The sequence below is a fragment of the Listeria marthii genome (assembly GCF_014227425.1).
Taxonomy (GTDB): Bacteria; Bacillota; Bacilli; order Lactobacillales; family Listeriaceae; genus Listeria; species Listeria marthii.
In genome coordinates this window covers 439,037-462,700 of sequence record NZ_JAASWB010000001.1, presented here as the reverse complement: position 1 = coordinate 462,700, position 23,664 = coordinate 439,037, and the positions used below count along the sequence as shown (strand labels likewise).

24 protein-coding genes are annotated in these 23,664 nt (G+C 38.7%); 9 read left to right on the top strand and 15 right to left on the bottom strand.

What is annotated here, in order from left to right; translation table 11 throughout:
• Positions 1 to 123 precede the first annotated feature (123 nt).
• Positions 124 to 753: an HAD family hydrolase gene (locus tag HCJ55_RS02355; protein WP_185516864.1), complete on the top strand. Its 630-nt coding sequence runs from the start codon at positions 124 to 126 to the stop codon at positions 751 to 753.
• Positions 754 to 794: 41 nt separating this feature from the next.
• Here the strand turns inward: HCJ55_RS02355 and HCJ55_RS02350 are convergent, their stop codons facing one another.
• The 5 genes from HCJ55_RS02350 to HCJ55_RS02330 form a co-directional block, all read right to left on the bottom strand.
• Positions 795 to 1,943: a pyridoxal phosphate-dependent aminotransferase gene (locus HCJ55_RS02350; protein ID WP_185516928.1), complete on the bottom strand. Its 1,149-nt coding sequence runs from the start codon at positions 1,941 to 1,943 to the stop codon at positions 795 to 797.
• A gap of 75 nt (positions 1,944 to 2,018) precedes the next feature.
• Positions 2,019 to 2,744, bottom strand: coding sequence for an amino acid ABC transporter ATP-binding protein (locus HCJ55_RS02345; protein ID WP_008948563.1), 726 nt, complete (start codon positions 2,742 to 2,744; stop codon positions 2,019 to 2,021).
• On the bottom strand, positions 2,737 to 4,197 hold the full coding sequence (locus tag HCJ55_RS02340; RefSeq protein WP_185516862.1) for an ABC transporter substrate-binding protein/permease: 1,461 nt from the start codon (positions 4,195 to 4,197) through the stop codon (positions 2,737 to 2,739). Before HCJ55_RS02340 ends, HCJ55_RS02345 begins: the two co-directional genes overlap by 8 nt.
• Before the next feature lie 191 nt (positions 4,198 to 4,388).
• The gene (locus HCJ55_RS02335) at positions 4,389 to 5,387 is read right to left on the bottom strand and encodes an inorganic phosphate transporter (protein WP_008948561.1); all 999 of its coding nucleotides are present in this window, start codon (positions 5,385 to 5,387) and stop codon (positions 4,389 to 4,391) included.
• A 13-nt stretch (positions 5,388 to 5,400) separates the two neighbouring features.
• A complete protein-coding gene (locus HCJ55_RS02330; RefSeq protein WP_003723380.1) occupies positions 5,401 to 6,021 on the bottom strand; it encodes a DUF47 domain-containing protein in 621 nt (206 codons plus the stop codon).
• 386 nt (positions 6,022 to 6,407) lie between these two features.
• Here HCJ55_RS02330 and HCJ55_RS02325 point away from each other — a divergent pair, with 386 nt between their 5' ends.
• The 3 genes from HCJ55_RS02325 to HCJ55_RS02315 are packed head-to-tail and all read left to right on the top strand — an operon-like array spanning position 6,408 to position 8,339.
• The gene (locus HCJ55_RS02325) at positions 6,408 to 7,292 is read left to right on the top strand and encodes an aldo/keto reductase (RefSeq protein ID WP_008948559.1); all 885 of its coding nucleotides are present in this window, start codon (positions 6,408 to 6,410) and stop codon (positions 7,290 to 7,292) included.
• Positions 7,289 to 7,945: a DNA alkylation repair protein gene (locus tag HCJ55_RS02320; protein WP_185516860.1), complete on the top strand. Its 657-nt coding sequence runs from the start codon at positions 7,289 to 7,291 to the stop codon at positions 7,943 to 7,945. The genes HCJ55_RS02325 and HCJ55_RS02320 overlap by 4 nt, the downstream gene beginning before the upstream one ends.
• A gap of 1 nt (position 7,946) precedes the next feature.
• On the top strand, positions 7,947 to 8,339 hold the full coding sequence (locus HCJ55_RS02315) for a VOC family protein (protein ID WP_185516858.1): 393 nt from the start codon (positions 7,947 to 7,949) through the stop codon (positions 8,337 to 8,339).
• Positions 8,340 to 8,351: 12 nt separating this feature from the next.
• Here the strand turns inward: HCJ55_RS02315 and HCJ55_RS02310 are convergent, their stop codons facing one another.
• Together HCJ55_RS02310 and HCJ55_RS02305 are read right to left on the bottom strand one after the other, a co-directional pair.
• On the bottom strand, positions 8,352 to 9,221 hold the full coding sequence (locus HCJ55_RS02310) for an RluA family pseudouridine synthase (protein WP_185516856.1): 870 nt from the start codon (positions 9,219 to 9,221) through the stop codon (positions 8,352 to 8,354).
• 36 nt (positions 9,222 to 9,257) lie between these two features.
• A complete protein-coding gene (locus HCJ55_RS02305; RefSeq protein WP_185516854.1) occupies positions 9,258 to 9,806 on the bottom strand; it encodes a bifunctional transcriptional activator/DNA repair enzyme AdaA in 549 nt (182 codons plus the stop codon).
• Positions 9,807 to 9,951: 145 nt separating this feature from the next.
• Here HCJ55_RS02305 and HCJ55_RS02300 point away from each other — a divergent pair, with 145 nt between their 5' ends.
• The 4 genes from HCJ55_RS02300 to HCJ55_RS02285 all read left to right on the top strand — a co-directional run bounded on the left by HCJ55_RS02300 (position 9,952) and on the right by HCJ55_RS02285 (position 12,850).
• The gene (locus HCJ55_RS02300) at positions 9,952 to 10,410 is read left to right on the top strand and encodes a methylated-DNA--[protein]-cysteine S-methyltransferase (protein WP_008948554.1); all 459 of its coding nucleotides are present in this window, start codon (positions 9,952 to 9,954) and stop codon (positions 10,408 to 10,410) included.
• A gap of 115 nt (positions 10,411 to 10,525) precedes the next feature.
• Positions 10,526 to 10,921, top strand: a complete 396-nt coding sequence (locus tag HCJ55_RS02295; protein WP_008948553.1) for a GntR family transcriptional regulator — start codon at positions 10,526 to 10,528, stop codon at positions 10,919 to 10,921.
• Positions 10,911 to 11,789 carry an ATP-binding cassette domain-containing protein gene (locus tag HCJ55_RS02290; protein ID WP_185516851.1) on the top strand — a complete coding sequence of 293 codons (879 nt, stop codon included), beginning with the start codon at positions 10,911 to 10,913 and terminating at the stop codon, positions 11,787 to 11,789. Before HCJ55_RS02295 ends, HCJ55_RS02290 begins: the two co-directional genes overlap by 11 nt.
• Positions 11,786 to 12,850 (top strand): membrane protein, putative, encoded by a 1,065-nt coding sequence (locus HCJ55_RS02285; RefSeq protein ID WP_008948551.1) that lies wholly within the window; start codon positions 11,786 to 11,788, stop codon positions 12,848 to 12,850. The genes HCJ55_RS02290 and HCJ55_RS02285 overlap by 4 nt, the downstream gene beginning before the upstream one ends.
• A gap of 41 nt (positions 12,851 to 12,891) precedes the next feature.
• On the opposite strand, the gene HCJ55_RS02280 is transcribed toward HCJ55_RS02285, so the two are convergent.
• From HCJ55_RS02280 to HCJ55_RS02260, 5 genes are all read right to left on the bottom strand, one after another.
• On the bottom strand, positions 12,892 to 14,085 hold the full coding sequence (locus HCJ55_RS02280; protein WP_185516849.1) for an MFS transporter: 1,194 nt from the start codon (positions 14,083 to 14,085) through the stop codon (positions 12,892 to 12,894).
• A gap of 153 nt (positions 14,086 to 14,238) precedes the next feature.
• Positions 14,239 to 15,447 (bottom strand): MFS transporter, encoded by a 1,209-nt coding sequence (locus HCJ55_RS02275; protein ID WP_185501853.1) that lies wholly within the window; start codon positions 15,445 to 15,447, stop codon positions 14,239 to 14,241.
• A 32-nt stretch (positions 15,448 to 15,479) separates the two neighbouring features.
• Complete coding sequence (aroE, locus tag HCJ55_RS02270; RefSeq protein WP_185516847.1) at positions 15,480 to 16,349, bottom strand: shikimate dehydrogenase; 870 nt, start codon at positions 16,347 to 16,349, stop codon at positions 15,480 to 15,482.
• Positions 16,350 to 16,407: 58 nt separating this feature from the next.
• The gene (locus HCJ55_RS02265) at positions 16,408 to 18,333 is read right to left on the bottom strand and encodes an oxidoreductase (protein WP_185501855.1); all 1,926 of its coding nucleotides are present in this window, start codon (positions 18,331 to 18,333) and stop codon (positions 16,408 to 16,410) included.
• A 69-nt stretch (positions 18,334 to 18,402) separates the two neighbouring features.
• Positions 18,403 to 19,257 (bottom strand): sugar phosphate isomerase/epimerase family protein, encoded by an 855-nt coding sequence (locus HCJ55_RS02260; RefSeq protein WP_185504099.1) that lies wholly within the window; start codon positions 19,255 to 19,257, stop codon positions 18,403 to 18,405.
• Between the two features lie 301 nt (positions 19,258 to 19,558).
• Here HCJ55_RS02260 and HCJ55_RS02255 point away from each other — a divergent pair, with 301 nt between their 5' ends.
• Positions 19,559 to 20,437 (top strand): LysR family transcriptional regulator, encoded by an 879-nt coding sequence (locus tag HCJ55_RS02255; RefSeq protein WP_185501857.1) that lies wholly within the window; start codon positions 19,559 to 19,561, stop codon positions 20,435 to 20,437.
• 36 nt (positions 20,438 to 20,473) lie between these two features.
• Here HCJ55_RS02255 and HCJ55_RS02250 read toward each other — a convergent pair whose 3' ends face one another.
• The 3 genes from HCJ55_RS02250 to HCJ55_RS02240 all read right to left on the bottom strand — a co-directional run bounded on the left by HCJ55_RS02250 (position 20,474) and on the right by HCJ55_RS02240 (position 23,391).
• Complete coding sequence (locus HCJ55_RS02250) at positions 20,474 to 21,778, bottom strand: hemolysin family protein (RefSeq protein WP_185506127.1); 1,305 nt, start codon at positions 21,776 to 21,778, stop codon at positions 20,474 to 20,476.
• 255 nt (positions 21,779 to 22,033) lie between these two features.
• Entirely contained in the window at positions 22,034 to 22,903 is an 870-nt protein-coding gene (locus HCJ55_RS02245; protein WP_185516845.1) for a cation diffusion facilitator family transporter, read from the bottom strand.
• A gap of 62 nt (positions 22,904 to 22,965) precedes the next feature.
• Positions 22,966 to 23,391: a low molecular weight phosphatase family protein gene (locus HCJ55_RS02240; protein WP_185502099.1), complete on the bottom strand. Its 426-nt coding sequence runs from the start codon at positions 23,389 to 23,391 to the stop codon at positions 22,966 to 22,968.
• Positions 23,392 to 23,664: the final 273 nt, after the last annotated feature.

The following is a 23,664-nucleotide window of genomic DNA, read 5'->3' as shown; positions in this document are numbered from 1 at the left end:
ACATTAAAAACCACAACTTCAATATTATTCGTTTTTTACTAAAAAAGCAACCCTTTTTCGAAGATTTCTTAAATAGTTTATCTATGTTACAATGAAAGTATCATTTATACTAGGAGGATGCATGTGAAGGCGGTTGTTTTTGATTTTGATGGCACCATGCTTGATACGGAGAATTTATGGTATACGGAGACAATGAACTACTTGAAAGACACGTACGATATTGATTTACCAGATGAAATTTATCAGCAAATTATCGGTACAAGTGAAGAACCAATTATTAGCTATATGATGGAAGCAACGAACGGGGCTTTTGATAAAGAAGCTTTTTTAACTACCGTGGCGGATGCTTGTCATCTTGGCCAACAATCACTTGGCTTTCGTGATGGCTTTAAAGATTTTTTTGAACAAGTAAAAGCGAATGATTATAAAATTGGCCTTGCTACAAGTTCGGGTTATGCTTGGATTAAACATACGCTGGAACGACTTGGGATTCTAGCGGACTTTGAGACGATTCAAACTGCGGATCATGTGGATGAAATCAAGCCACATCCGGCACTTTATTTGCAAGCGGTGGAAGCTCTTGGTGTGAAGCCGGAAGAAGCAATTGCGATAGAAGACTCGAAAAATGGTGCGCTGTCAGCAATGCAGGCTGGATTAAAAGTGTATATCGTACCAAATGAAGCAACAAAAAATATCACTTTTCCAAAAGAAGCGACGGTTGTTTCTTCGTTTGCAGAAATTAAATTAAAATAAAAAAGAGCAAACTTGCTAATGAAGCGAGTTTGCTCTTTTGATTAAAAGGTTAATTTGGCTAGGCGGTTAAATGCTTCTTCGAGTACGCTGATGTCTTGCGTAGCGGCTAGGCGAACATAACTATCACCAGACTCACCGAAAGCTAGCCCGGGAATAACAAGGACTTGAGTTTCTTTTAAAACATACTCTGTGAAGGAAACGGAGTCCATACCAGTTTTAGAAATATTAATAAAGGCGTAAATCGAGCCTTTAAGTGGATGTAAAGAAAGATATGGGATTTCTTCCACCCGTTTTGCGATGTATTCTAGGCGTTTTTGGAAGGTTTCTGTTACTAAAGGAATGAGTGTCTCAGAATGATTCAACGCGTATATAGCAGCTCGCTGGGACGGTGATGGTGCTGAATAAGTAATTCCTTCGTTTATAATTTTTGCGGCTTCATTTAAATAAGCAGGGGCAACCATATAACCTAGACGCCAGCCGGTCATCGCGAAATTTTTAGACATGCTACCGAACGTAATCGTATGGTCTGGCGCGAATTTGGCCATTGGTACGAAGTCTTCATAAAAACTAAAACCATCATACACTTCATCGGACAAAATAAAGAAGTCATATTTTTTAGCAAGGTTAGCGATTTTTTCAAATGTTTCTGGTGAAAAAACAGCGCCAGTTGGATTGTTAGGTGAATTTAAAATTAGAGCTTTCGTTTTATTAGTGATGGCAGCTTCTAAAATATCGACATTAATCGCGAAGTCATCTTTTTCGTAAGTAGGAATGATAATTGGCGTACCACCAGAGTTTAACACTTGATCTTTGTAAGGGGAGAAGTAAGGTTCGTGAATAATGACTTCATCGCCGTCATCAAGAATGGTTTGTAAAGTTAAATACATGCCATGAAGTGCGCCAACTGTGGCACGGATTTGGTTGCGCTCAAAGGAAAGGTCGTAGTTGCGGCTGAAATAACCTCGAATGGCGTCAATCAGCTCTACATCTCCACCAGATTCTGTATATTTTGTATGGCCAGCTTTCACATCTTCAAATGCAGCATTAATAATTGATTGATCTGTAATTAAATCGGGATCGCCGATAGATAAATCAAGAATATCAGGCATTGTTTTCGCGAGTGTACCAATATCAGCAAGAATGTTAACGGGCATTTGTTGATGTCTTTTAGCAATTTTTGAGTTATTCATCATGTTTAATTAGCTCCTTTTTTCTATAAGTGCAGATAAACGCCTCACCGATAATAGGCGAGACGTAATCTAAGTTTATGCTAAAACTTTTCCTAAAAAGTCTTTTGTCCGATCGTTTTGTGGGTTTCCGAACACTTCTTCTGGAGTGCCTTGTTCTTGAATTACGCCTTCGTCCATGAAGACAACGCGGTCGGCAACTTCCCGTGCAAAGCCCATTTCGTGGGTTACGACAACCATGGTCATGCCTTCTTTAGCCAGTGACTTCATAACGCTTAACACTTCGCCGACCATTTCTGGATCGAGTGCGGAAGTTGGTTCATCGAAGAGCATTACGTCTGGATTCATTGCGAGCGCCCGGGCGATAGCGACACGTTGTTGTTGTCCGCCAGAAAGTTGCGAAGGGTAGCTAGTTGCTTTATTAGCTAAGCCGACTTTTTCAAGTAAAGATAGGGCATGCTTTTTGGCAGCTGCAGTGTTTTCGTTTTTTACTTTCATTGGGGCTAACATTAGGTTTTCGAGCACGTTTTTATGTGGGAATAAGTTGAAGTTTTGGAAAACCATGCCCATTTTTTGACGAAGTTCGTTGACGTTGGTTTGTTTATCCATCAGGTCTTTGTTTTCGAACAGAATCGTGCCAGATGTTGGTTGTTCTAATAAGTTTAGGCAACGTAAGAAAGTACTTTTTCCGCTTCCGGAAGGGCCGATAACTACGACCACTTCTCCAGATGCGATTTCAAGGTCAATACCTTTTAAGACTTCTAATTTACCGAAATGTTTGTGTAGGTTTTTAATATCAATCACTTGTTCTCATTCTCCTTTCAGCAACACCTAGTAGTCTTGATAGGCTAAATGTTAGTACAAAGTAAATTAACGATGTAATGATTAGCGGGATAAATGGCTTGAAGCTTGCGCCTTGGACTACGCCAGTCATAAACATTAGCTCTGTTACACCGATTACGGATACGATGGAAGATTCTTTAATAACAGTAACGAATTCATTCCCAAGTGCAGGAAGAATGTTTTTCACAGCTTGCGGTAAAATGATGTAACGCATGCTTGCACTTTGCGTCATACCAAGAGAACGAGCTGCTTCCATTTGGCCTTTATTGACAGCGGAAATACCTGCACGGATAATTTCAGCAACATAAGCCGCGCTGTTTAAGGATAGGGCGATACAACCTGAAACGAAGGCTGATACGTCCATTCCGATGATTTGCGTTCCGAAAAAGACGATGAAAATTTGAATAAGAAGTGGCGTACCACGAACAAATTCAATATAACATGCTGCTGGCCAGCGTAACCATCTTGTTTTTGCTAGTTTCATTAAGGCTAGTAATGAACCAAGAACCGCACCACATAATACGCCGATAGCGGCTAGAGCAATCGTGATTAATGTACCGGTGATAAAGTAGTTACCATATTTTTCATAGAAGCTACCATCTTGGAACATTAGTTTATTGGCTTCTTTTTGATATTTTTTCAATAAGCCTGTATCTTGAATATCTTTAATTGATGCGTTAACTTTTGCTTGTAAATCAGTGGAGCCTTTTGGCATTGCGATGGCTGTTTCTTTACTACCGTTCACGAATTTAATGTCGGCCATTGCTAGTGTTTTATCTTGGCTAATATAAGCTTCGGCAACAGGGCCTTCTAGCACAACGGCATCGACTTTGTTGCTTTTTAGGTTAAGAATGAGGTCGGGTACTTTTTGAAGGGAAACAACATCTGAACCAACAAGTTCATTTTGTGCTAATTCTTCTTGAGTAGTTTGTTTTTGGGCACCAACTTTAACACCGCTAAAATCATTCACGCTTGTAAATTTATCTTTGTCCGTTTTTCTAACCACAACACGTTGTTGGACGAACATATATGGATCAGAAAAATCTACTTCTTTTTGGCGTTCTGGTGTTGGTGACATCCCAGAAATAATCATATCAATCTTGCCGGTTTTTAATGAGCCAAGCAAGCTATCGAAGTTCATTTCTTTAATATCTAATTTAACATCTAAATCTTTGGCAATTTTTTCGGCAATGCTTACATCAAAACCAACGACTTTATCTTTACCGTCGATTGTTTGATGAAATTCATACGGTGGATAGTCAGCGGAAAGTCCGACTGTTAATACACCTTTTTCTTGAATTTTAGTTAAGGTTTCATCCTTAGTATCAGCGGCGAACACAGTAGTGAAGCCAGAAAATACAACTATAAAAACAAGTAAAATTGCTGCGAACTTTTGTAATAAATGCTTCTGCATAAGTACAACTCCCTTTGGTATTTGAGTAATGTATAATAAATGTTTCGTTATTATCGATGTTTATTATAATACATCAAAATGAGTAAATATGCAATATGTTTTTAAAATAATCTTGTTTTTACGTATAATTATTAGTTTTATTCAAAAAAATGTATAAAAAGAGCCTCGCATAAGCAAGGCTCTAAAGTTTATTAAAGAATGAATCTTAGTACATAGAAGATAAGTGCTGCAATGGTTGCAGAAATAGGAAGTGTGATAACCCATGTGATAATCATGCGTTGTGCAGTATCCCATTTGACACCTTTCACACGGTGAGCTGTTCCAACACCAAGGATAGAAGAGCTGATTACGTGCGTTGTACTAACTGGTAAATGAATGAAAGTGGCACCGAAAATAATGATAACGGAACTTAAATCAGCCGCTACACCATTAACTGGTTTGATTTTCATGATTTTACCGCCGACAGTTTTGATGATTTTCCAACCACCAATACTTGTACCAATCGCCATAGCAATCGCACAGGATACTTGAACCCATAATTGCACATCATCGGTTGTTTGGAAACCACTAGCAATTAATGCCATTGTGATAATCCCCATTGATTTTTGTGCATCATTTGTTCCGTGTGTGTAAGATTGTAGCGCAGCAGTTCCGACTTGAATCATCCGGAAGCGCCGATTGGTCGTGGCTAAGTTTAAGTTCTTCAAGAAAATCTTGAAGAGTGAATATATCGTGTAACCGACTACGAAAGCAAGTACAGGAGATACTAATAAACCAACAATGATTTTAGTAAATCCGCTGTATTCAATTGCTGCAAATCCGGCTGATGCAATTGCTGCACCGGCGATGGAACCAATCAAGGCATGAGAGGAACTACTAGGAATTCCGAAATACCAAGTGATTAAATTCCATGCAATAGCTGAAAGTAATGCTGCTAAAATAACAAGTTCCCCGTGATCTAAGGCGAATGGGTTAACAATGTCTTTTGTAATTGTTTTAGCAACCCCTGTGAATGAAATAGCACCCACAAAGTTCATTACGGCAGCGAGAATAATCGCATGTCGTGGTTTTAAGGCTTTTGTAGAGACACTAGTCGCAATGGCGTTAGCTGTATCATGAAACCCGTTAATTAGGTCAAATGCTAGCGCGGCAAGTACGATGACGAGGGTGATGAGAAACATTCCTTCCATCTATCTAGGCCCCTTACGCATTTTTCATGACAATTGATTCAAGCGTATTAGCAACGCTTTGACAACTATCAGCAATGTCTTCTAATTTTTCATAAACTTCTCTTAGACGAATAAGTTTAATTGGATCTTTTTCGTTTTGGAAAAGTTGGATTAGTGATTCGCGGTAAACATCATCACATTGAGATTCGTAATCTTTAATTTGAATCGCAAGTTTACGAACATCTTTAAGTTTTTTATCAAAAACAAGATCAACTGCTTTTTCAATTTCAACAGTGCTTGCTTGAATAGCTTGGATAAATTTAGTCATGTATTCATCATAATGAGTGATTTGGCAGATTTCTAGTGAGAAAGCTGTTTCATCAAGTGCATCCATCACGTCGTCTAGGCGGTTAGTTAGTTCTAACATATCCTCACGTTCGATTGGTGTAATGAAAGCGTCGTTTAATTCCATAATCATTTTGTGAACCATGGAGTCCCCAGCTGTTTCATATTCTTTGATTTTATTCGAGAAAGTATGTAGATCCTCCACCGAATTAATGTTGTAAGTTGCAAAGAAATTTGCACCTTCATGTAAATTTACTGCAATGTCATGCAACAACGAAGCAAAACGGTCTTTTTTATTTTTAAAAGCCATTTTCTTAATTCCCCCGATCATTTTTGGTCATTAATAATCAGCTCGCTTTTACTTTGAAAAGGGAGCTTTTTTCTTAACGATAAGTTAACAAAAATTAATAAAAAACTTGATAGATCTTTACCACAAATTAATACTAACATAGGATGGGAATAAATAGGAAACTTTTTTTTGATGGTTCTGCAAATAAACGTTCTGATAGCGTTTCCAATGGCTGTTTTTAGGTATTTCACTAAATGAATAAAAAAAGTAGATTTTTTGTGGCTTTTTATTAGGAGAGTAAGGCGCATTTCGGTATACTGGTTTTAAAATATAAATTTGCGAAAATAGTGTATAATTCATTTAAGAGAAAAAGTTCACAAAACAGTTTTCGTGAGGAGGGTTTCGTTTTGACAAAAACTTTACAAGACAGAATGATACTGCCGGGGAATGAGACAATTCCTTATATTGGACTTGGTGTGTTTCAAGTAAAAGAACAGGAATTTATCGCTGGTGCTGTGGAGAAGGCCATTGAAGTTGGTTATCGGTTATTTGATACGGCGGCAGTTTATAATAATGAGGCAATTGTTGGACAAGCGATTGCGGATAGTGCGGTTTCGCGCGAAGAATTATTTATTAGCTCGAAAGTGTGGAACGGCGACCTTGGCTACGATGAGACGTTATTTGCGTTTGAGCGGACGCTGGGTAATTTGAAACTGGATTATTTGGATTTATATTTGATTCACTGGCCAGTTGCGGGGAAATACCGTGATTCTTGGCGGGCGATGGAACGGCTGCATGATGAAAAATTGATTAAATCGATTGGGGTTGCGAATTTCAAGCAACATCATTTAAGTGATTTATTGGTCGCTGCAAATGAAAAACCAGTGTTAAATCAAGTGGAAACGCATCCACTTTTACCGCAAAATGATCTTCGGAAATATTTGGCGGAACAAAATATCGCGCATGCTGCTTGGTCGCCACTTGCTAAGGGGATTTTAATGCAAAATCCGGTGATTACGGAAATTGCGAAAAAACATCAAGCTTCTGTGGACCAAGTGATTCTACAATGGCATTTGAACCGCAATACGATTATTTTTCCGAAGTCGATTACTTCTAGTCGAATTGAAGAAAATTCGCGCTTGTCGTATTTTCAATTGGATGCAAGCGATATGGAGAAAATTGATCGCCTGGAAACTGGCAAACGTGTTGGGCCGGATCCGGATGATTTAGAATACTTTTTAAGTAGCATTGAACGAGAACGTGCTTATTTAACAGGCGGGAGAACAGAATGATAGATATTCAAACGTTATTTCGCGCTAACGGTTCACCTCAAGATGCGATCCCGATGGAAGCTTACATGAAAAATCAATTTACTTTTCTAGGGATTAGAGCCGGCGAACGGAAAAAATTAGTAGCGACATTTTTGAAAGAAAATGGGACGCCGGTGGATTTGCTTGGACTTGCCGCTACCTTATTTGCGGAAGAGGAGCGCGAATTTCAATATGTGGCGATTGATTTATTGAGCCGTTATGGTAAAAAGCAACCGAGTGAAGCGATAGAAGTCTATGAAAAATTAATTGTGACGAAATCTTGGTGGGACACGGTAGATGGCTTGGCGGGAACGGTTGTAAGCAATCATTTCAAACTATATCCAGAACTGATTCCCACTTATAATGAAGCGTGGATCAACGGAGATAATATTTGGCTCGCGCGAACAGCGATTTTATTTCAATTAAAATATAAAGAGCAAACCGATGTGGAATTGTTATTTTCCAACTGCGAAAAATGGCTTGGTTCCAAAGAGTTTTTTATTCAAAAAGCAATTGGTTGGGCGCTTAGACAATATGCGAAAGTGGATAGTGAGGCTGTTCGTCAGTTTGTAAATAGCCATCCACTTGCGCCGTTAAGCCGAAGAGAAGCACTTAAACATATCGGGGAGGCGTAAAATGTTACATCACGTGGAACTTTATGTTGCTGACTTAGAAAAAAGTCGTTTGTTTTGGTCGGAACTGTTAGAAGAGCTTTCTTATGAGTTATATCAGACGTGGAATGAAGGTTTTAGTTATAAGTTCGGGGAGACGTATTTAGTGTTTGTACAAGCCGAGGAACCGTTTCTTGTGGAAGGGTATCACCGCAAACGAGTTGGCCTTAATCATTTAGCTTTTCATGGTGGTACCAAAGAACGAATTGATGAGTTTCGGGCTAAATTAAAAGCAAAAGGAATCAGGCTTCTATATGAAGACCGATATCCTTTTGCTGGTGGTAAAAATCATTATGCCGTATTTTTTGAGGATCCAGATGGCATGAAAGTAGAAATTTGTACAGAAGTCACAGCGTAATGTTGTGGCTTTTTAAAATATCCAATCATCCCCGGCTGGTGCAGAAAAGTTCATTTCTTTGCCTTTGAAAGGATGGTTTAAATGTAATTTCTCGGCATGCAGCATGATGCGATTGGCACGAGGTGAGCCGCCGTAAAGCGTATCGCCAATGATTGGATGACCGATACCACTTAAATGAACGCGGATTTGGTGTGTCCGGCCAGTTTCGATTTGGCATTCTACAAGGGAAGTGTTTTTTTCGTTATCATTTTCTAGTACTTTTACATGGGTTACAGCGGGTTGGCCGTATGGGCTGATTTGGCGTCTAGAACCGTGGTGGCGATCTTCACCAATTGGTTTATTAATCGTTTGCATCACAAGTCCCCAAGTGCCGTCAACAGCTGCAAGATAAGTCCGGTGAATTGCTCTATTTTCCATTTGCCATGATAGGCCAGCAATCGCTAATTTATTTTTAGCAAAGAGAACTAGTCCAGATGTTGTTTGATCGAGCCGATGTACAGCTAAGGCATTCGCTTCTTGGCCTGTTTTTTCTAAATAATATTGCACCGCATTCGCGCATGTATCTCTTTCGTAACTATCATTCGGGTGCGTTTTCATACCAACAGGTTTATTCACGACAAGTAAAAAATCATCTTCATAAATAATTTCTAAATCATACGCGTAAACCGGAATTTTTTCGTGCAAAATGATTGGCAAAGAAAGACTCGCACCAACAAAAAGTGGCGTATTCCAATCCTCAAGTGGCTTATTGTTAAGCAACACATCTTGAGACATGCGAATTTCATGGCGTGCTTTTTTTCCTAGATGGAATTTTTCTTGCAAAATAGTTGTTAGTGAAAGGCCTTCCCAATCTTCTAAAATGGGTAATGTTACATGTGTCATATTCGTATCATCCGTTCTAATTTGAATTTTTTATTATTATTTGTCTCGCAATTGCTTTGGCGACAAACCAGTATGTCTTTTAAAAGTCGTTGAAAAATGGGAGGGATTTGGAAAGCCGGACAGTTTCCCGATAGTTTCAATGGACTGATCGGAATGAAGTAGCTGCTGTTTTGCAAAGTCAATCCGAACATTCTCAAGATACGTAATAGGTGTAATCGTCGTAATCCGCTTAAACGTTCGATGTAAATGATAAGGGCTCCCGTGGCAATCATCCGCAATTATTTGTAAAGTAAGTGGACGAGCAAAATTTTCCTTAATATAGCTTTCGATGTTAGTGACCCACTCGGTATCAGGTAGCGCATTACCACCAGATTTGCATCGCTTGCAAGCGCGATATCCATTTGAAAAAGCTTCCTCCGCACTATGAAAAATGACAATATTTTCTTTTTTAGGCAATCGTGATTTACAAGAAGGATAGCAAAAAATCTTCGTTGACGTAACTCCGTAGAAAAAAGAGCCATCAGCAGTCTTGTCATTCGTTGCAATTGCTTGCCATCTTTTTTTGGTTAAGTAATAATCCGACAATGTTATCACCTCAACTTCTTATTAATCATAAACGTTATCAGACTAAATTGCGAGGAAAACTTTTCTAATCTTGCTTTTATAACGATAGTACATAGGAAATCCACCTAATTAAGCGTATAATTAATGACAGAAAGAGGTGAAGAGAATGGCGACATTATACTATGATACAATCCACTTTTCAGAAAAAGAGCTTTATTTCGCCGCGACAGATGTAGGGCTAGTTTATATTGGAACACAAGAAGAACAAATCCAATCAGCCAAGTTTGCCCCAGAAAAGATGACACTATATAAAGAAGAAATCCGAGCTTATTTGAACGGCGAACGTACGCAATTTACTGTACCAATTGATTTAGCAGCGACTCCTTTGCAACTCGAGGTGTTTAACGCATTACAAGCCATACCTTATGGAGAAACGCGAACCTACACAGAAATCGCCGAGCAAATCAACCGTCCTAAAGCTGTTCGCGCCGTAGGAACAGCAATTGGCAAAAACCCACTACTTTTAGTCATACCTTGCCACAGAGTTATTGGCAAAAATGGCAAATTAACTGGTTATAGCGGCGGAATAGCGATGAAAGAAGCATTGCTAACACTAGAAAAATAAAGCTTAAATCAATTCTCTTTTTAATATGAGAATTGATTTATTTTTTTATCTACTGTACTATAGTAACTAGTACAATTAGTTCTCTATAGTAGAGTTCATGAAAGCAGGGGGAGAGATGTTTAAGATTAACACAAAAAGTCAACTACCGATTTATGAACAGATCGTCCAAATAATTAAAGAACAAGTTGTCAAAGGGATATTAAAAGAAGGCGAAAAGATACTGTCGATACGTGAATTTGCTAGTAGAATAGGAGTGAATCCAAACACTGTGAGTAAAGCTTACCAAGAATTAGAACGGCAAGAAGTCATCGTCACGGTCAAAGGAAAAGGAACCTTTATAGCGAATCAAACCGATAAAGTTAATTCGCCAAAAAAGTTAGCAGAGACAAAAGTAAAGTTAAAAGAAACGATACTCGATTTAGTTTACCTTGGAATTAATGTAGAGGAAATACATAGATTATCAGATGAATATAGTCAAGACATCATTGGAGGTGACGTGGTTGAAGGTTGATGAGCTTAGTAAAAAAATTGATGGAAAACTCTTATTGGATAAAATAACATTCGAAGTAAAACCAGGAGACATTGTTGGGATAGTTGGACGGAACGGCGTAGGTAAAACAACTCTTTTTCGGACGATAATGGGTTTTTATATCCCAGACGAGGGAGATGTATACCTAGATGAACCTTTGAGCAAAAATCCGCAGTTAAAGCAAAGAATGTTTATGCTTCAAGATAATTTAAGTTGTTGGGATGGTTATAAAATTCCAACGATTAAAAAATTCTATCAAAAAACATATCCATTATTTGATGGAGCGAAGTTTGATGATTTGATGAAGCAAGTCAATCTAGCCACAGATGTAAAATTTCAAAATTATTCTAAAGGAATGAAAGGACTGTTTGGCCTTGTTTTGGCACTTTCTATAGGAGCCGATTATATTTTACTCGATGAACCAATGGAAGGCCTTGATGTGATTGCTCAAAAGAAAATTATGGGCATATTGTTAGAAGAAGTGGAAAAACGGAAATTAGGAATTATTATTTCTTCGCACCGTTTAGATGATTTAGATCCGATTGCTGATTATATCCATATTTTGCAAGATAATCATATTGAAGAATCGTATCATCTGGAATCACTTCGAGAGCAAGCCGTTAAAATCCAAATCGCTTTTGAAAATAAAAAAATACCACCTATTTTACTAGAAAATGGGAAAATAATTAATAAGTACGGCCGTGTATATACTATTTTATTCCGAGATATGAATACGGAACTGTATGCGGCAATTAAAAAAGAAAAACCGATTTTCATGGATGAACTCGCTGTTACGCTGGAAGACCTGTTTATCTACCATCTAGAAGAACAAGGAGGCGAGAAAGCATGAGTACAGGACTTCTCTGGAAAGAATGGCGTCAGAATGCTTGGATTTTTATATTTATATTGATCGCTTTTATCGGCTCTGAAGCGACAACGGCGACGAATACAGTGAGTTTATTTAACGATAATTATAAATATTTTCAGTCAGAAGAATTTCAAAAATTAAATTCAACTGGTCAAAAAATGACAGGCAATGAAATAAAAAATGATTTAAGTTTAACGCCATATGATTTTGAAGGAAATTTAGCACTTTTCTTCTACGTGTTTTTATTCTTAGGATTAAAATTAACCGTTTTTGAGAAAAATAAGCAGATGGATTATTTTACGTTTGGCTTACCTTATTCAAGGAGGCAAATATTTTGGCATAAAATGTTTATTCCGCTCATTTTGATTTGCTTGATAGGCCCATTGATTATGCTTGGCAGGTTTATGTATATTTATCAGCAAATACCGGAAATATATTTACCAAGTGTGCCAGATGCGTTTATGTATATTGTTTCTTTTTCATTGCTATTTTTATTTTCTTACGTGTTAGCAATGGCGGTTGGGAATTTAGTCGGTGAAATCATTACAGCAGGTATAATTGCCATCGGATCAGTTATTAGCTTTCTATATATGTTCCCTGGAGCACTGACTAATTTGGTCGTTGGGTTTAAAGCTTACTTTGCGGGAAAAATAATTGCTGATGTCGATGGTGGTGCGGTGATGTTGTTTAATGCACTTCCGACCCCGATATTAAGAGGTGGAATGGTACTAGGAGAATTTATCGTTTTAATTGTTTTAACGATAGTAATGTTAATCATTAGTTGGTACGCAATGAAAACTGCTTCCTTAGAAAACAATGGTAGATTCTTAATGAATAACAAGTTCCGTTTACCGATATTAATTATTGGCTCGATTTATATTACTATTTGTTTAAGCGGTCATTATGCTAGTTTTGAATATGCTAAATTAATTACGACCGGGCAAGTTGTGGGCTTGTTAATCAAAATGATATTAATTTTAATTGCATCCGTTGTAGCTTTTTGGATACTTATGTACAAATGGAAAACGTTAAGGAAACATTAAAAAAAGGTCGAGAACTGGATTATCCAATTCTCGACCTTTTTTTATATATGATCACGTGCAAATTTTTTCTTTCTTGTAAACACAACCAGTAAGAGCGCTAATCCAAACAATGCGATCCCAGCATTTAGTAAGAAAATAGCGGCGATATCAACGCGGGAAATAGCTGCGGCGATTAATGGGATAATAAATACAGCAATCCCTTCAGCAATGGTGTAAAGACTCGTAACAAAGCCTTTTCCACGAGCCGAAACTTCTGCAAGTAGCGTTAACCCTAGTTGAATGATTCCTCCAGCAGAGAAATAACCAAGTAAGAAAGCGCCGACGATACATACAATTTCGCTTGGGAAAGCAAACAAAGTGAAGGAGATGAGCATTGTCATAGTGATGTAAGTGATTAAAATATACAACGTTCGCACGCCGCGGTTTCCTAAAACAAACGTTACGCACACACAGATAATCGCTCCGACACTCGCATAGCTGACAAGTAATCGTGAAGCATCATCGGTCATATGAATGACTTCTGAACCGTATTTAGCAATCCACTGGCTCATAATGTAAAGTAGCGTTTGAGCAACAAAACCAAATAAAATCAAACAAATCTCATCAACACTAAAATGAAATTTCTGCTTTTTCTCTTCAGCAAGTTCTGCTTCAAAATCTAATGGTTTCCCAACGGTCATTGGCGGGAAGGTGCGAGTTAAGGTGTAGAGCAAGTTAATTAGTAAGGTAGCGATTAAAACAATAAAGCTCCAGCCATACCACAAGTTGTTGGCCAAAATGAAAGCAATCATGAACGGTAAAAGGAATTGACCAGTTTGTACGAAAGCTTTTACAATAATGTTGGCAGAAGCAGCTTTTTTTGGATAAGCTTCCATAAGTGCGGGATAGGTTCCTGTGTCTAGGAAAGAATTAGCTATCCCAGCGGAAATCCCAAAAGCATAAGCAATAATTGTGTTTGGACTTAACAAAATACCGCCTAAAAAGACAATATAGAAAAACACACCGAGAATAACAGACAACTTTCGACCAAATTTATCGGATAGTTTCCCCGAAATAAATACAGCTAATAATTTACCAATCCCAAAGGAAGATACAACGCCGGCAGCACCAGCTAAATCTGTATGCCATTTTTGAGATAAAAAATCAATATTTTGTGCGATGATGATTAACGCCATACCATGAACGAAATAGTTCATATAAAGACCTAGTGATGTAGATAAATATTTATTTTTCATAGTCTGCTCTCCTTTATGTAATATGAGGTCCTTTTATTAGAAATGTCCTCTTTTTTAATAGATACATATAGATAAAATACATAAGTTTGTGCTTTACTTCACAAATGATATGTAAGTTCAACTGAGCAGGTGAATGCTCAGTTGAATAATCAATTATTTAGTTGCAATTTTAGATTCGTTTTTATAACGCATGTTGACGAAGATTGCTAGTAGGATACCAATAACAGTTATCGCTACATTGAATAATAACACATATTTCGGACCTTCGATACCACCAGCTTTAGTAATATAGCTCGCTACGTTTAAAACGATGTAGTTTGCTAGGCTGGAAGAAATCATTACAATCGAAGTGATTTTCCCTTTGTTCGTAGGGAAGAATTCATTGGCAGTCGATACAGCTAGTTGAAGAACCCCACCAGCAGCAGCGTATCCGATAACAAATCCACCAATCAGACAAATAGTTGGCGTTTGAACGATGTAAATAATTAGTAGCATTAATGTTGCGATTGCTGGATAAAGAATCAAAATTCGTACTGGTAAAATAAATTTCTTCACGAGAACAGCAGTGATTAAAATCGCGCACATTGTTCCTAGTGAGTAGAATGATTGAATTTTACTTGGATCAGCCATACCGTACAATTTCCCAAGTTCTTGGTTACAGTTTAACCATAGTTGGAAAGTGGAAGTACAGGTGAAACCGATACCGATAATTGCCCAACTTGTTGCATTGAATTTCATTTTCGCTGGTTTTGCTTTTTCGCCGCCAACATTGTTGTTCATTGGAGGGAACGGCATAAACGCGATAATTAAACCATCAATAACGATTAAAGCCATTGTAATAATGAATAGTGTGCGGAATGACATATTTGCCGCTGCAACCATACCGATTGCGAAAGGTAATACGAATTGCCCGATAGAAATGGAGAATTTAGTAAACATGTTGGCAATCGCGCCATTTTTTGTGAAAATTTCTAAAACAGATGGTGTTACAGCTGTGTCTAAGAATGAGTTCGCAGCTCCTCCGACAAAAGCGAAAGCGTAAGCGATATACATATTTGGTGCAAATGCTAGACCGATGAAATAAATGGCATATAAACCAACACCGATTAATGCGGAAGGTTTACGCCCAAATTTATCTGAAAAAGGTCCGGAAATTGGTAATGTAAGTAAGCGTCCTAGGCCAAGTGCAGCGATAACGGCGATAACCATACTAACATCAAATGTGCCGTCAGAAAGCGTGTCTGCTCCCCATACTCCGGCGAAATCTTGTTTGTATTGGCCAAGAATGGATACCCCAATACCGTGAATAAAATAAGTAAAATAAAGTGCTATTGCTGTTGGATAAAATCTTTTTGCGTTCATTTTTTTCTCCTCTCGAAATCCTGATGAATTTATTAGTTAAAATATAGATCCTTTACTTCTGAAACTGGCATATCTTCTCCAGTAAACAGTTTATATGCTTCGGCGCCTTGCCACAAAAGCATTCCTAGTCCGCCAACTATTTTACAACCAGCAGCTTCTGCGTCTAGTAATAGTTTGGTTTTCTTAGGGTTATAGACAATATCTGTCACGATGAGTTCTTTTCTAAAAACAGATGTATTATTGATTGGTGTTTCGTGTTCATTTGGATGCATACCAACGAGTGTTGCGTTGACAAGGATATCACTGGTTGCAATTTCCGCATGTAATTTTTCTGTATCGTTCAAATCATAAATATGTACGATGCAATGTGGTACTTCTTGTTTTATCGAAGTAATCGTTTGTTTGGCTTTTTCATAAAAAGCGTCTTTAATATTAAAAATGGTGATTTCCTTGGCCCCATTAAGTGCGCACTGGACTTGGATTGCTGTAGCCGCGCCACCAGCACCGATTATAGTCATTTTTTTACCGGCAACATCGACATGAGCGTCTCGTAAATTTGCAACAAAACCAAGGCCGTCTGTGATATGCCCGGTTAGTTTCCCGTTTTCATTTACGATAGTGTTAACAGCGCCAATCATCCGAGCAGCAGGGGAAAGGTCATCCATGTATTTTAAAACTTCACTTTTACAAGGCATGGTTACGTTTGAACCACGAAGGTTGAATGTTTTGATTGCACTGATCGCATCAGCAACTTTTTCAATAGGAGTATCAAAGGCAAGGTAAGCATAATCCAAACCTGCTTTTTGAAAACTGTAATTATACATAACTGGAGATTTTGAATGGTCTATGGGTGTCCCAATTAAGCCAAGAAGCCTAGTCGTTCCTGAAATTCTATTTTCCATTTTTTGTTACCTCCGAATAATTCCTACTCGCTGCTTGAACAACGAGTAGGACAGCAAATTATAATTGTAATACAGCGTCTAGTGCTTCTTTTGTTGCGTCTAATGCCCGGCGTGCGCGAACGGCATCACCAATCACATAGGTTTCGGGTACGATTTCCTTGATAGCTTCTTCTAGTGGGTTATAAGCTCTTGACCCCATTGCTAGAACAACCGAGTCAAAACCGTCAATACGGTATTCTTTATCGTCAGCTAAGGAATACGTTACCCCATCTGTAAAGAAACTCGTGACTTTTGCGTTAGTAACACTTTTGATTTTATATTCATCAAAATCGCGCATCAGGAATTTGCGATGTTCGGAAATGACGTCTGCGCCGACTTCATCACGCAGTTCTACAACAGTTACGTCATGCCCAGCTTCACCTAAAAATGCAGCGGTCTCACTACCAACCATGCCGCCACCGACAACAAGTACCTTTTTGCCACAAGTTTCTTTCCCATCAAGTAAGTCAACTGCATGGATTAAGCCAGCATCTTCAATACCAGGAATTGGTAAAACGAGTGGGGTTGCGCCAGTCGCGATTATAACAGCATCTGGGGAAACTTCTTGAATAAGTTCGGTTGTAACAGGTGTATTCGTTTTAATTTCCACATCGAATTGCTCGCATTTTTTAATGTAGCTACGAACCATATTTGTTAAATCGCCTTTGCCGGGAGGATAGGCTGCTAAACGCATTTGGCCGCCAATCATATCAGATGCTTCATATACTGTCACATCATGACCACGGGATCCAGCTAGCCATCCGGCATAAAGTCCGCCAACGCCGCCACCAACAACTACCACTTTTTTACTTGGAGTTTTTGGTAGGTAGGCTTCGGATTCACGGCCGAGTAACGGATTTACTAAACAAGTAATTGGTTTGCCGGCATACATGTTAGCAACACAACCTTGAAGGCAAGCGATACAAGGAAGAAGTTCATCTAGTTTTCCAGCGGCAGCTTTATTTGGTGTTTCTGGATCCGCTAAAGATTGGCGTCCGAAAGCAACTAAATCAGCACGCCCTTCACGAACCATTAATTCGGCATAATGTGGCTCGGTGAAACGACCAACCGTAATAACTGGGATAGAAACAGCACGTTTAATTTGCGTTACAAGATCGGAACTAAAGCCAGCGTGCAAAACAGTAGGCGCCCACATGTATTCATCGCGGATATGGACGCTACGAGAAACATGTAGACCATCCAGACCACAATCCTCTAAATAAGCCGCAACCGTCGCGCTATCTTGAACGCTAAGCCCACCGTCCACGCCATCTGTACTATTAATCCGGCAGAGAATCGCGATAGAATGTCCAACCCGTTTACGAATACTTTCGATAATAAGTCGCGGCAATCGCATTCTATTTTCAAAACAACCACCAAATTCATCTACGCGTTTGTTCGTTCGGGCGGATAAGAAACTACTTACTAAATAACCATGCGCACAATGAACTTCAACTGCATCGGCACCAGCTTTTTTTGCTCGTAAAGCAGCTTCTCCGTATAGTTCAATTAATTCATATAATTCTTCGCGAGAAATGGCTTCCGGCGTATTTCGCCCAGCCGCAGACGCAATCGCAGAAGCAGCTTTTAAAGGAAAACCAGATACTTTGGAATTTCCTTCTGGTCCGGCGTGCTGCAATTGAACGGAGATTTTAGCGCCAGCATCGTGACATACATCAATCACGCGTTTAAAACTAGCAATTTGATGATCACTATAAAGGCAAGCTTTATTGGCCCCGCCTTTTGCCCGAACATCTACTACGGTCGCTTCAAACGTAATAAGTCCAAAACCACCAAGCGCCCGTTCTTTATAATAAGCAAGGGAAGTATCTGATAAAGTTCCATCTGTATTCGCATAGTTGTTACACATTGGTGATACTACAAATCGGTTAGGCACTTTCATCGGCCCGATATCAATGGGTGAAAACATCGAATTAAATTTCAAAACTAACACTTTCCTTTCAACAGGGAATCGTTCTGATACGTTACAATCTTCACATAAGCAGATAGGGGTTTACTTTGGAGCAATCTCTGGCCATGCTTCGTCTAACACTTTTTTAGTTGCATTATATACTTTAATTGCCGCATATTCTAAACCAGTTGCTACCATGGAGTCTGAGATAACTTCAACTCCCATAACACGCGGATGAACACCATGTTCTTTTAAAATTTTTGCAAAACCGACCGTATCGCCGTATCCTTCTCCAGGAGCTAAACGATCATGAAGGGATTCTTCGCGCAGTTCTTTGTACGGCGTTTCGTGAACGTCGCATAGTTGGATGGATACAATCCGGTCAGCAGGAACATTTTTGATAGATTCGGCTGTTTGGTTTGCTCGAGCCCAGTGCCATGTGTCGCAAATTAGCTGTGCGTTATCGCGGCCACATGCTTCGGCAACGCACCAAGCTGTTTGTAAGTCCGGAACACCACTGTATGGCATAAATTCTAAACCGATAATTAATTCTTCGGCCCGGTCACATAGTTCACCAAGCGCGACAATGATTTGTTCTTCAGGGAGTTTTTCAAGCAAGCCACAGTTAATATGTTTGACGCCAAATAATCGCGCCATATGAAAAGTGGTTTGCTCTTTCTTTTGTTGTTCCACCGTACGATCTTGGGCAGTGCCCCACTGTGTTATGTACTCGACTTCGGTTACTTTCATGTTGTGCTCGTCTAAAATTCGCAACATATCTTCGTCGGTTAATCCGGCAGCTAGTGCGTCAACATAGTTTTCTGCACGTAAGCCGATTCCGTCAAAACCATTTTCAGCAGCGACTTTGACACGTTTAGGAAAAGATACCTCCGTTCCAAGCGTGTAAGAGCTAATCGTGATGGGGCATTTTTTTAAGTTGCCATTTGCATTTGTCATAAAAATTATCTCCTCTCCATAATAAAAATTACAAGAAACTTTGATAACATTTTCACAAACACCAGCAAAAAAATAAATTCCACTAAATTAAAAATCTCTGATGTGATAACGCCTTCAATAGTTGAAAAATGAACTGGACAGTTAACCTATTCTACCGTATATTGGTTTTTAAGGAATAAGTTTATTTCACTGGCGTAACTACAGTTTAATTGTATTATGACTATTCCATAAAAACAAATTGGTATTATTCTATTAATTGATAGATAAATTGCATAGATAACTTTTAGTGAGGGGAGAAGGCATGAATTTACACCATTTACGTTATTTCGTCACATTGGCGCACATGGAGCATTACACAAAAGCAGCTGAAAAATTACTGATTACGCAACCTAGTTTAAGCCACGCAATTTCCTCTTTAGAACAAGAACTAGGCATCGCTTTATTTGAAAAAGAAGGCAGGAATATCGGGTTAAGTAAGGCGGGGAAAGTGTTTCTTGATTATGTGGAAGAGTCGTTAGATATGCTAGATACAGGCGTAGCAACTACCAAAAAAGCGGCAAATGGGGAAGGTCAGATCGACTTAGCTTTCTTGCAAACACTCGGAACCTCCCTCGTACCAAAGCTCGTTCAAGAATTCTTACAAACTGAACCAGAAAAGAACATCGATTTTGTTTTCCATACTGGCGTTTCGATTGATATCATTCAAGGCTTAAAAGAAAAGAAATTTGATATCGGCATCTGCTCCAAGCTAGAAAATGAACGCAATATCCATTTTACACCGATTGCCAAACAAGAATTAGTGCTAATCGTGCCAAAAAGTCATCCGCTAGCTGAGAAAGACTGGATTGATTTAAGCGAGACCGTCGATTATCCGCATATCGCTTTCTCGAAAAAAAGTGGATTACGACCGATTATCGATGAATTATTTAGAAAAATAGGCGCGGATTACAAAATCGCCTATGAAATCGAAGTAGATCAAGTTATTGCGGGAATGGTTGCGCAAAATTTTGGAATCGCGGTGGTTCCGAATATGCCAATTTTGAATTACATAGATGTGAAGGTGTTGCCAATTAGGAGTCCGAACTGGGAACGATCCTTTTATTTAGCAGTTGTGAAAAATCAGACGTTAACTCCGGCGGCAGAGAAATTCAAACAATTTATGTTACAGCATCGCATTTAAAAAAAGCTATCCCTTAAGTGGGATAGCTTTTTTAAATTAGTCATTCGTTTTTTTGATAATCTCGATATACTCAATATGGTGAGGTTCGCCTTGTTTTACGCGGAAAATAAAGCCATCGTAATCAATTTCATCCCCAACTTCGACTTCATAATTTTGCGTTAAGAACCAGCCGCCGATTGTGTCGACTTCTTCTTCCTCGATTTCTGTACCTAAAATATTGTTTACTTCATCAATCAGAAGTTTCGCATCAACAATATAGTGTCCGTCTTTGATTTTGCGAATTTCTGGAATTTCATCGGCATCAAATTCATCACGAATATCACCAACAATTTCCTCCACAATATCTTCTACCGTAACGAGCCCGGAAGTACCACCATATTCGTCAAGCAAAATCGCAATATGGGAACGTTCGCGCTGCATCCGGAATAGCAGTTCTTTAATCGGAATTGTTTCAATTACTCGGATAATCGGTTTCACGTAAGGATCGATGCTAAAACTTGGACTCGAGCCATGTTCGACATAGGCTGATAAAATTTCTTTTAAATTAAGTACGCCGATAACATGGTCTTTATCGCCATCAATAACAGGATAGCGCGTATAGCGTTCATTTTGCATAATGTCGGATAATTCGCCGATTGTAGAACCAGTATCAACGGTCACAATCTCGGTTCGTGGAATCATTACTTCTTTCGCCATGCGTTCATCAAAATCAAAAATCTTATTTACATAACGGAATTCCGATTGGTTGATTTCGCCGCTCTTATAACTCTCGCCGACGATGATTTTCAACTCGTCTTCGGTATGAGCGATTTCATGTTCAGAAGCAGGTTCTAAGCCAAAAAGACGCGCGATAAAAACCGCAGAACCATTTAAAACCCAAATGAACGGGAACATCACTTTGTAAAAAATATGCAACGGACGAGCTACCGCAAGTGCAACGGTTTCTGTTTTATCAATCGCCAATGTTTTCGGTACAAGTTCGCCGACAACCACGTGCAAGAATGTGATAAAAAGAAAGGCGATCGTGAAGGAAAGAATCGTAATAGCAGATTGCGGCAATTCCATTAAGCTGAATAATGGATGTAGGGCAGCTTCCACCGTAGATTCCCCTAACCAACCAAGTCCAAGGGAACTAATTGTTATCCCGAGTTGGCAGGCAGATAAGTAAGCGTTCAAATGATTATAAATATGTCTAGCAAGGACCGCACGTTTATCTTTCTCCGCAATTAATTGGTCCAAGCGGCTTGGTCGCATTTTAACAATCGCAAATTCTGTTGCCACGAAAAACGCTGATATAGCAATAAGTAAAGCTATAATTAAAAATTTAATGGTTAATATCAATAAATCGCCTTGACAGAAATAGTTTCTGCTAAGGCAAACACCTCCTAATTTAATATAAATAAGCTTATGATAAAACTATCTATATAGAAGAAAAACGGCCCTGGAAGAGAATTCCTCCAATGTATTGCTGCATATTTTTCATTCTAGTTAGATAATTTGTATGAATTAGTTTCTCTGCCCCATCGAATATTCCCTCCCAGCAAATGATACTTTAATCTAAATTATAGTTGACTTTACGGTTATTGACAACGAATATTATTCGAAAAATGGTTCGATATGCACTAAAGTAAATGCACCTTCAAACTTACTTCGGATTTTTTGTTCGACAATTTCAGTGATTTCATGACTCTTAACCACATTTAACTCCGGATCGACAGCAATCGTTGCATCAATCCAAATTCGATTTCCATTCATTCGCGCTTTAATATCAATAACTTTTTTCACATCAGGTACAGAAGCAATTAAATCATGAATCGTTTCGAGTTTAGAAACATCAAAGCCGTCCGTTAACGAATGAGCAGCATCGTAAAAAATTTTTACAGCTGTATAAACGATTAAAACGCCGACTAAAAAGGCTGTCACCGAATCAAGCCAAGGAACACCAAGTACCGCTCCGATAATTCCGATAAATGCGCCAAAACTAACAAATGCATCTGACCGATTATCATAAGCAGCAGCTCGCACTGCTTGGCTATCTATTTTTTTCGCAAGTTGGTGATTATATAAATAAACGCCGTACATAAACACGCCAGAAAATAGGGCGACGACAGCAGTTAACATTGATGGCGTCGCAAATTCTTTTTCAATGATATGTACAATCGAGCTCCAAATAACTTGGACACCAACCAAAAACATAATAATAGAAGCAATCAAAGAGCTGATTGTTTCTGTCCGTCGATGTCCATAGGAATGATCGGCATCAGGTGGAATTCGCGAAATTCGAAGGCCGATTAAAAGCGCCACAGAAGCGATAATATCCGTCGTGTTATTCAAGCCATCTGCAAGTAGGGCGTCGGAGTTTCCCAACTGACCAGCGACTATTTTTAACACAGCGAGAAACAAGTAAGCAAATATACTTAAAAATGCCGCTTTCTCAGCCTTTTTTAAATCGTTATACCCGTCCATTATGTATACTCCTTTCTGATTTAACATAAAAGTCCCGCCTACAAATGGCGGGACAACGAAATCTAAGCCTCTATCAATACGTGCTCTAAATTTTTTACTGATAAGGCAATGTTATCGCATACTTCTTGATAACTCGCCCATTTTTTGGGTAACGCTATTTCTTGTTCTGGATCATCAATGTCCCAATAAATAATTTTATCTTGTATGTTAGCTGGAAAATTTGGTGCAGTTTCATGTGCAGAATCATAAATTGTTACAATGAGATCAGCATCTGCCAGTAGTTCTGAGCTCGGGGAATAAGACAAGCTTTCAGGTGGCTCAATTGCAAACTCATTCAACGCTTCCGCAATAAATGGTGTCGCTTTGGATTTATGCCAAGAACCGCTAATGAATTTGACATTGCTAAGTGAAAGTCTCTTCGCCCAGGCTTCAGCAATGGCGCTTCGAATATGCGTTTGTGATAAAAAGTAGATCAGCTTTTGCGTCATATTCCAATTCCTTTCCGGCTTATTAATGCGTCCATGTAAAACGTCTGCCATTACTTGTTGTACACAGTATATAGGTGATTCTTATTACCAAAACACAAGTATTGGTAACAGTAATATCTACCCTTTTTAAACTACTAGAAACATTAAAATGAAGAAATTGTAAAAAAGAGGTTAACAAATATGTAGGAAATATGGATTATTACAAAATTATTACAAAAATCGGTCTAAAGTTGGTGGCATAAAGTTGCTTTTTAACGTAAAATACGTGTATAA

Bases quoted from the DNA above. Each gene is read 5' to 3' on its own strand.
- HCJ55_RS02315 (WP_185516858.1), top strand. From the start codon at position 7,947: ATGTTACATCACGTGGAACTTTATGTTGCTGACTTAGAAAAAAGTCGT.
- HCJ55_RS02255 (WP_185501857.1), top strand. From the start codon at position 19,559: ATGAATTTACACCATTTACGTTATTTCGTCACATTGGCGCACATGGAG.
- HCJ55_RS02245 (WP_185516845.1), bottom strand. From the start codon at position 22,903: ATGGACGGGTATAACGATTTAAAAAAGGCTGAGAAAGCGGCATTTTTA.
- HCJ55_RS02340 (WP_185516862.1), bottom strand. From the start codon at position 4,197: ATGCAGAAGCATTTATTACAAAAGTTCGCAGCAATTTTACTTGTTTTT.
- HCJ55_RS02335 (WP_008948561.1), bottom strand. From the start codon at position 5,387: ATGGAAGGAATGTTTCTCATCACCCTCGTCATCGTACTTGCCGCGCTA.
- HCJ55_RS02330 (WP_003723380.1), bottom strand. From the start codon at position 6,021: ATGGCTTTTAAAAATAAAAAAGACCGTTTTGCTTCGTTGTTGCATGAC.
- HCJ55_RS02240 (WP_185502099.1), bottom strand. From the start codon at position 23,391: ATGACGCAAAAGCTGATCTACTTTTTATCACAAACGCATATTCGAAGC.
- HCJ55_RS02295 (WP_008948553.1), top strand. From the start codon at position 10,526: ATGTTTAAGATTAACACAAAAAGTCAACTACCGATTTATGAACAGATC.
- HCJ55_RS02275 (WP_185501853.1), bottom strand. From the start codon at position 15,447: ATGAACGCAAAAAGATTTTATCCAACAGCAATAGCACTTTATTTTACT.
- HCJ55_RS02310 (WP_185516856.1), bottom strand. From the start codon at position 9,221: ATGACACATGTAACATTACCCATTTTAGAAGATTGGGAAGGCCTTTCA.
- aroE (WP_185516847.1), bottom strand. From the start codon at position 16,349: ATGGAAAATAGAATTTCAGGAACGACTAGGCTTCTTGGCTTAATTGGG.
- HCJ55_RS02320 (WP_185516860.1), top strand. From the start codon at position 7,289: ATGATAGATATTCAAACGTTATTTCGCGCTAACGGTTCACCTCAAGAT.
- HCJ55_RS02285 (WP_008948551.1), top strand. From the start codon at position 11,786: ATGAGTACAGGACTTCTCTGGAAAGAATGGCGTCAGAATGCTTGGATT.
- HCJ55_RS02350 (WP_185516928.1), bottom strand. From the start codon at position 1,943: ATGAATAACTCAAAAATTGCTAAAAGACATCAACAAATGCCCGTTAAC.
- HCJ55_RS02280 (WP_185516849.1), bottom strand. From the start codon at position 14,085: ATGAAAAATAAATATTTATCTACATCACTAGGTCTTTATATGAACTAT.
- HCJ55_RS02260 (WP_185504099.1), bottom strand. From the start codon at position 19,257: ATGACAAATGCAAATGGCAACTTAAAAAAATGCCCCATCACGATTAGC.
- HCJ55_RS02300 (WP_008948554.1), top strand. From the start codon at position 9,952: ATGGCGACATTATACTATGATACAATCCACTTTTCAGAAAAAGAGCTT.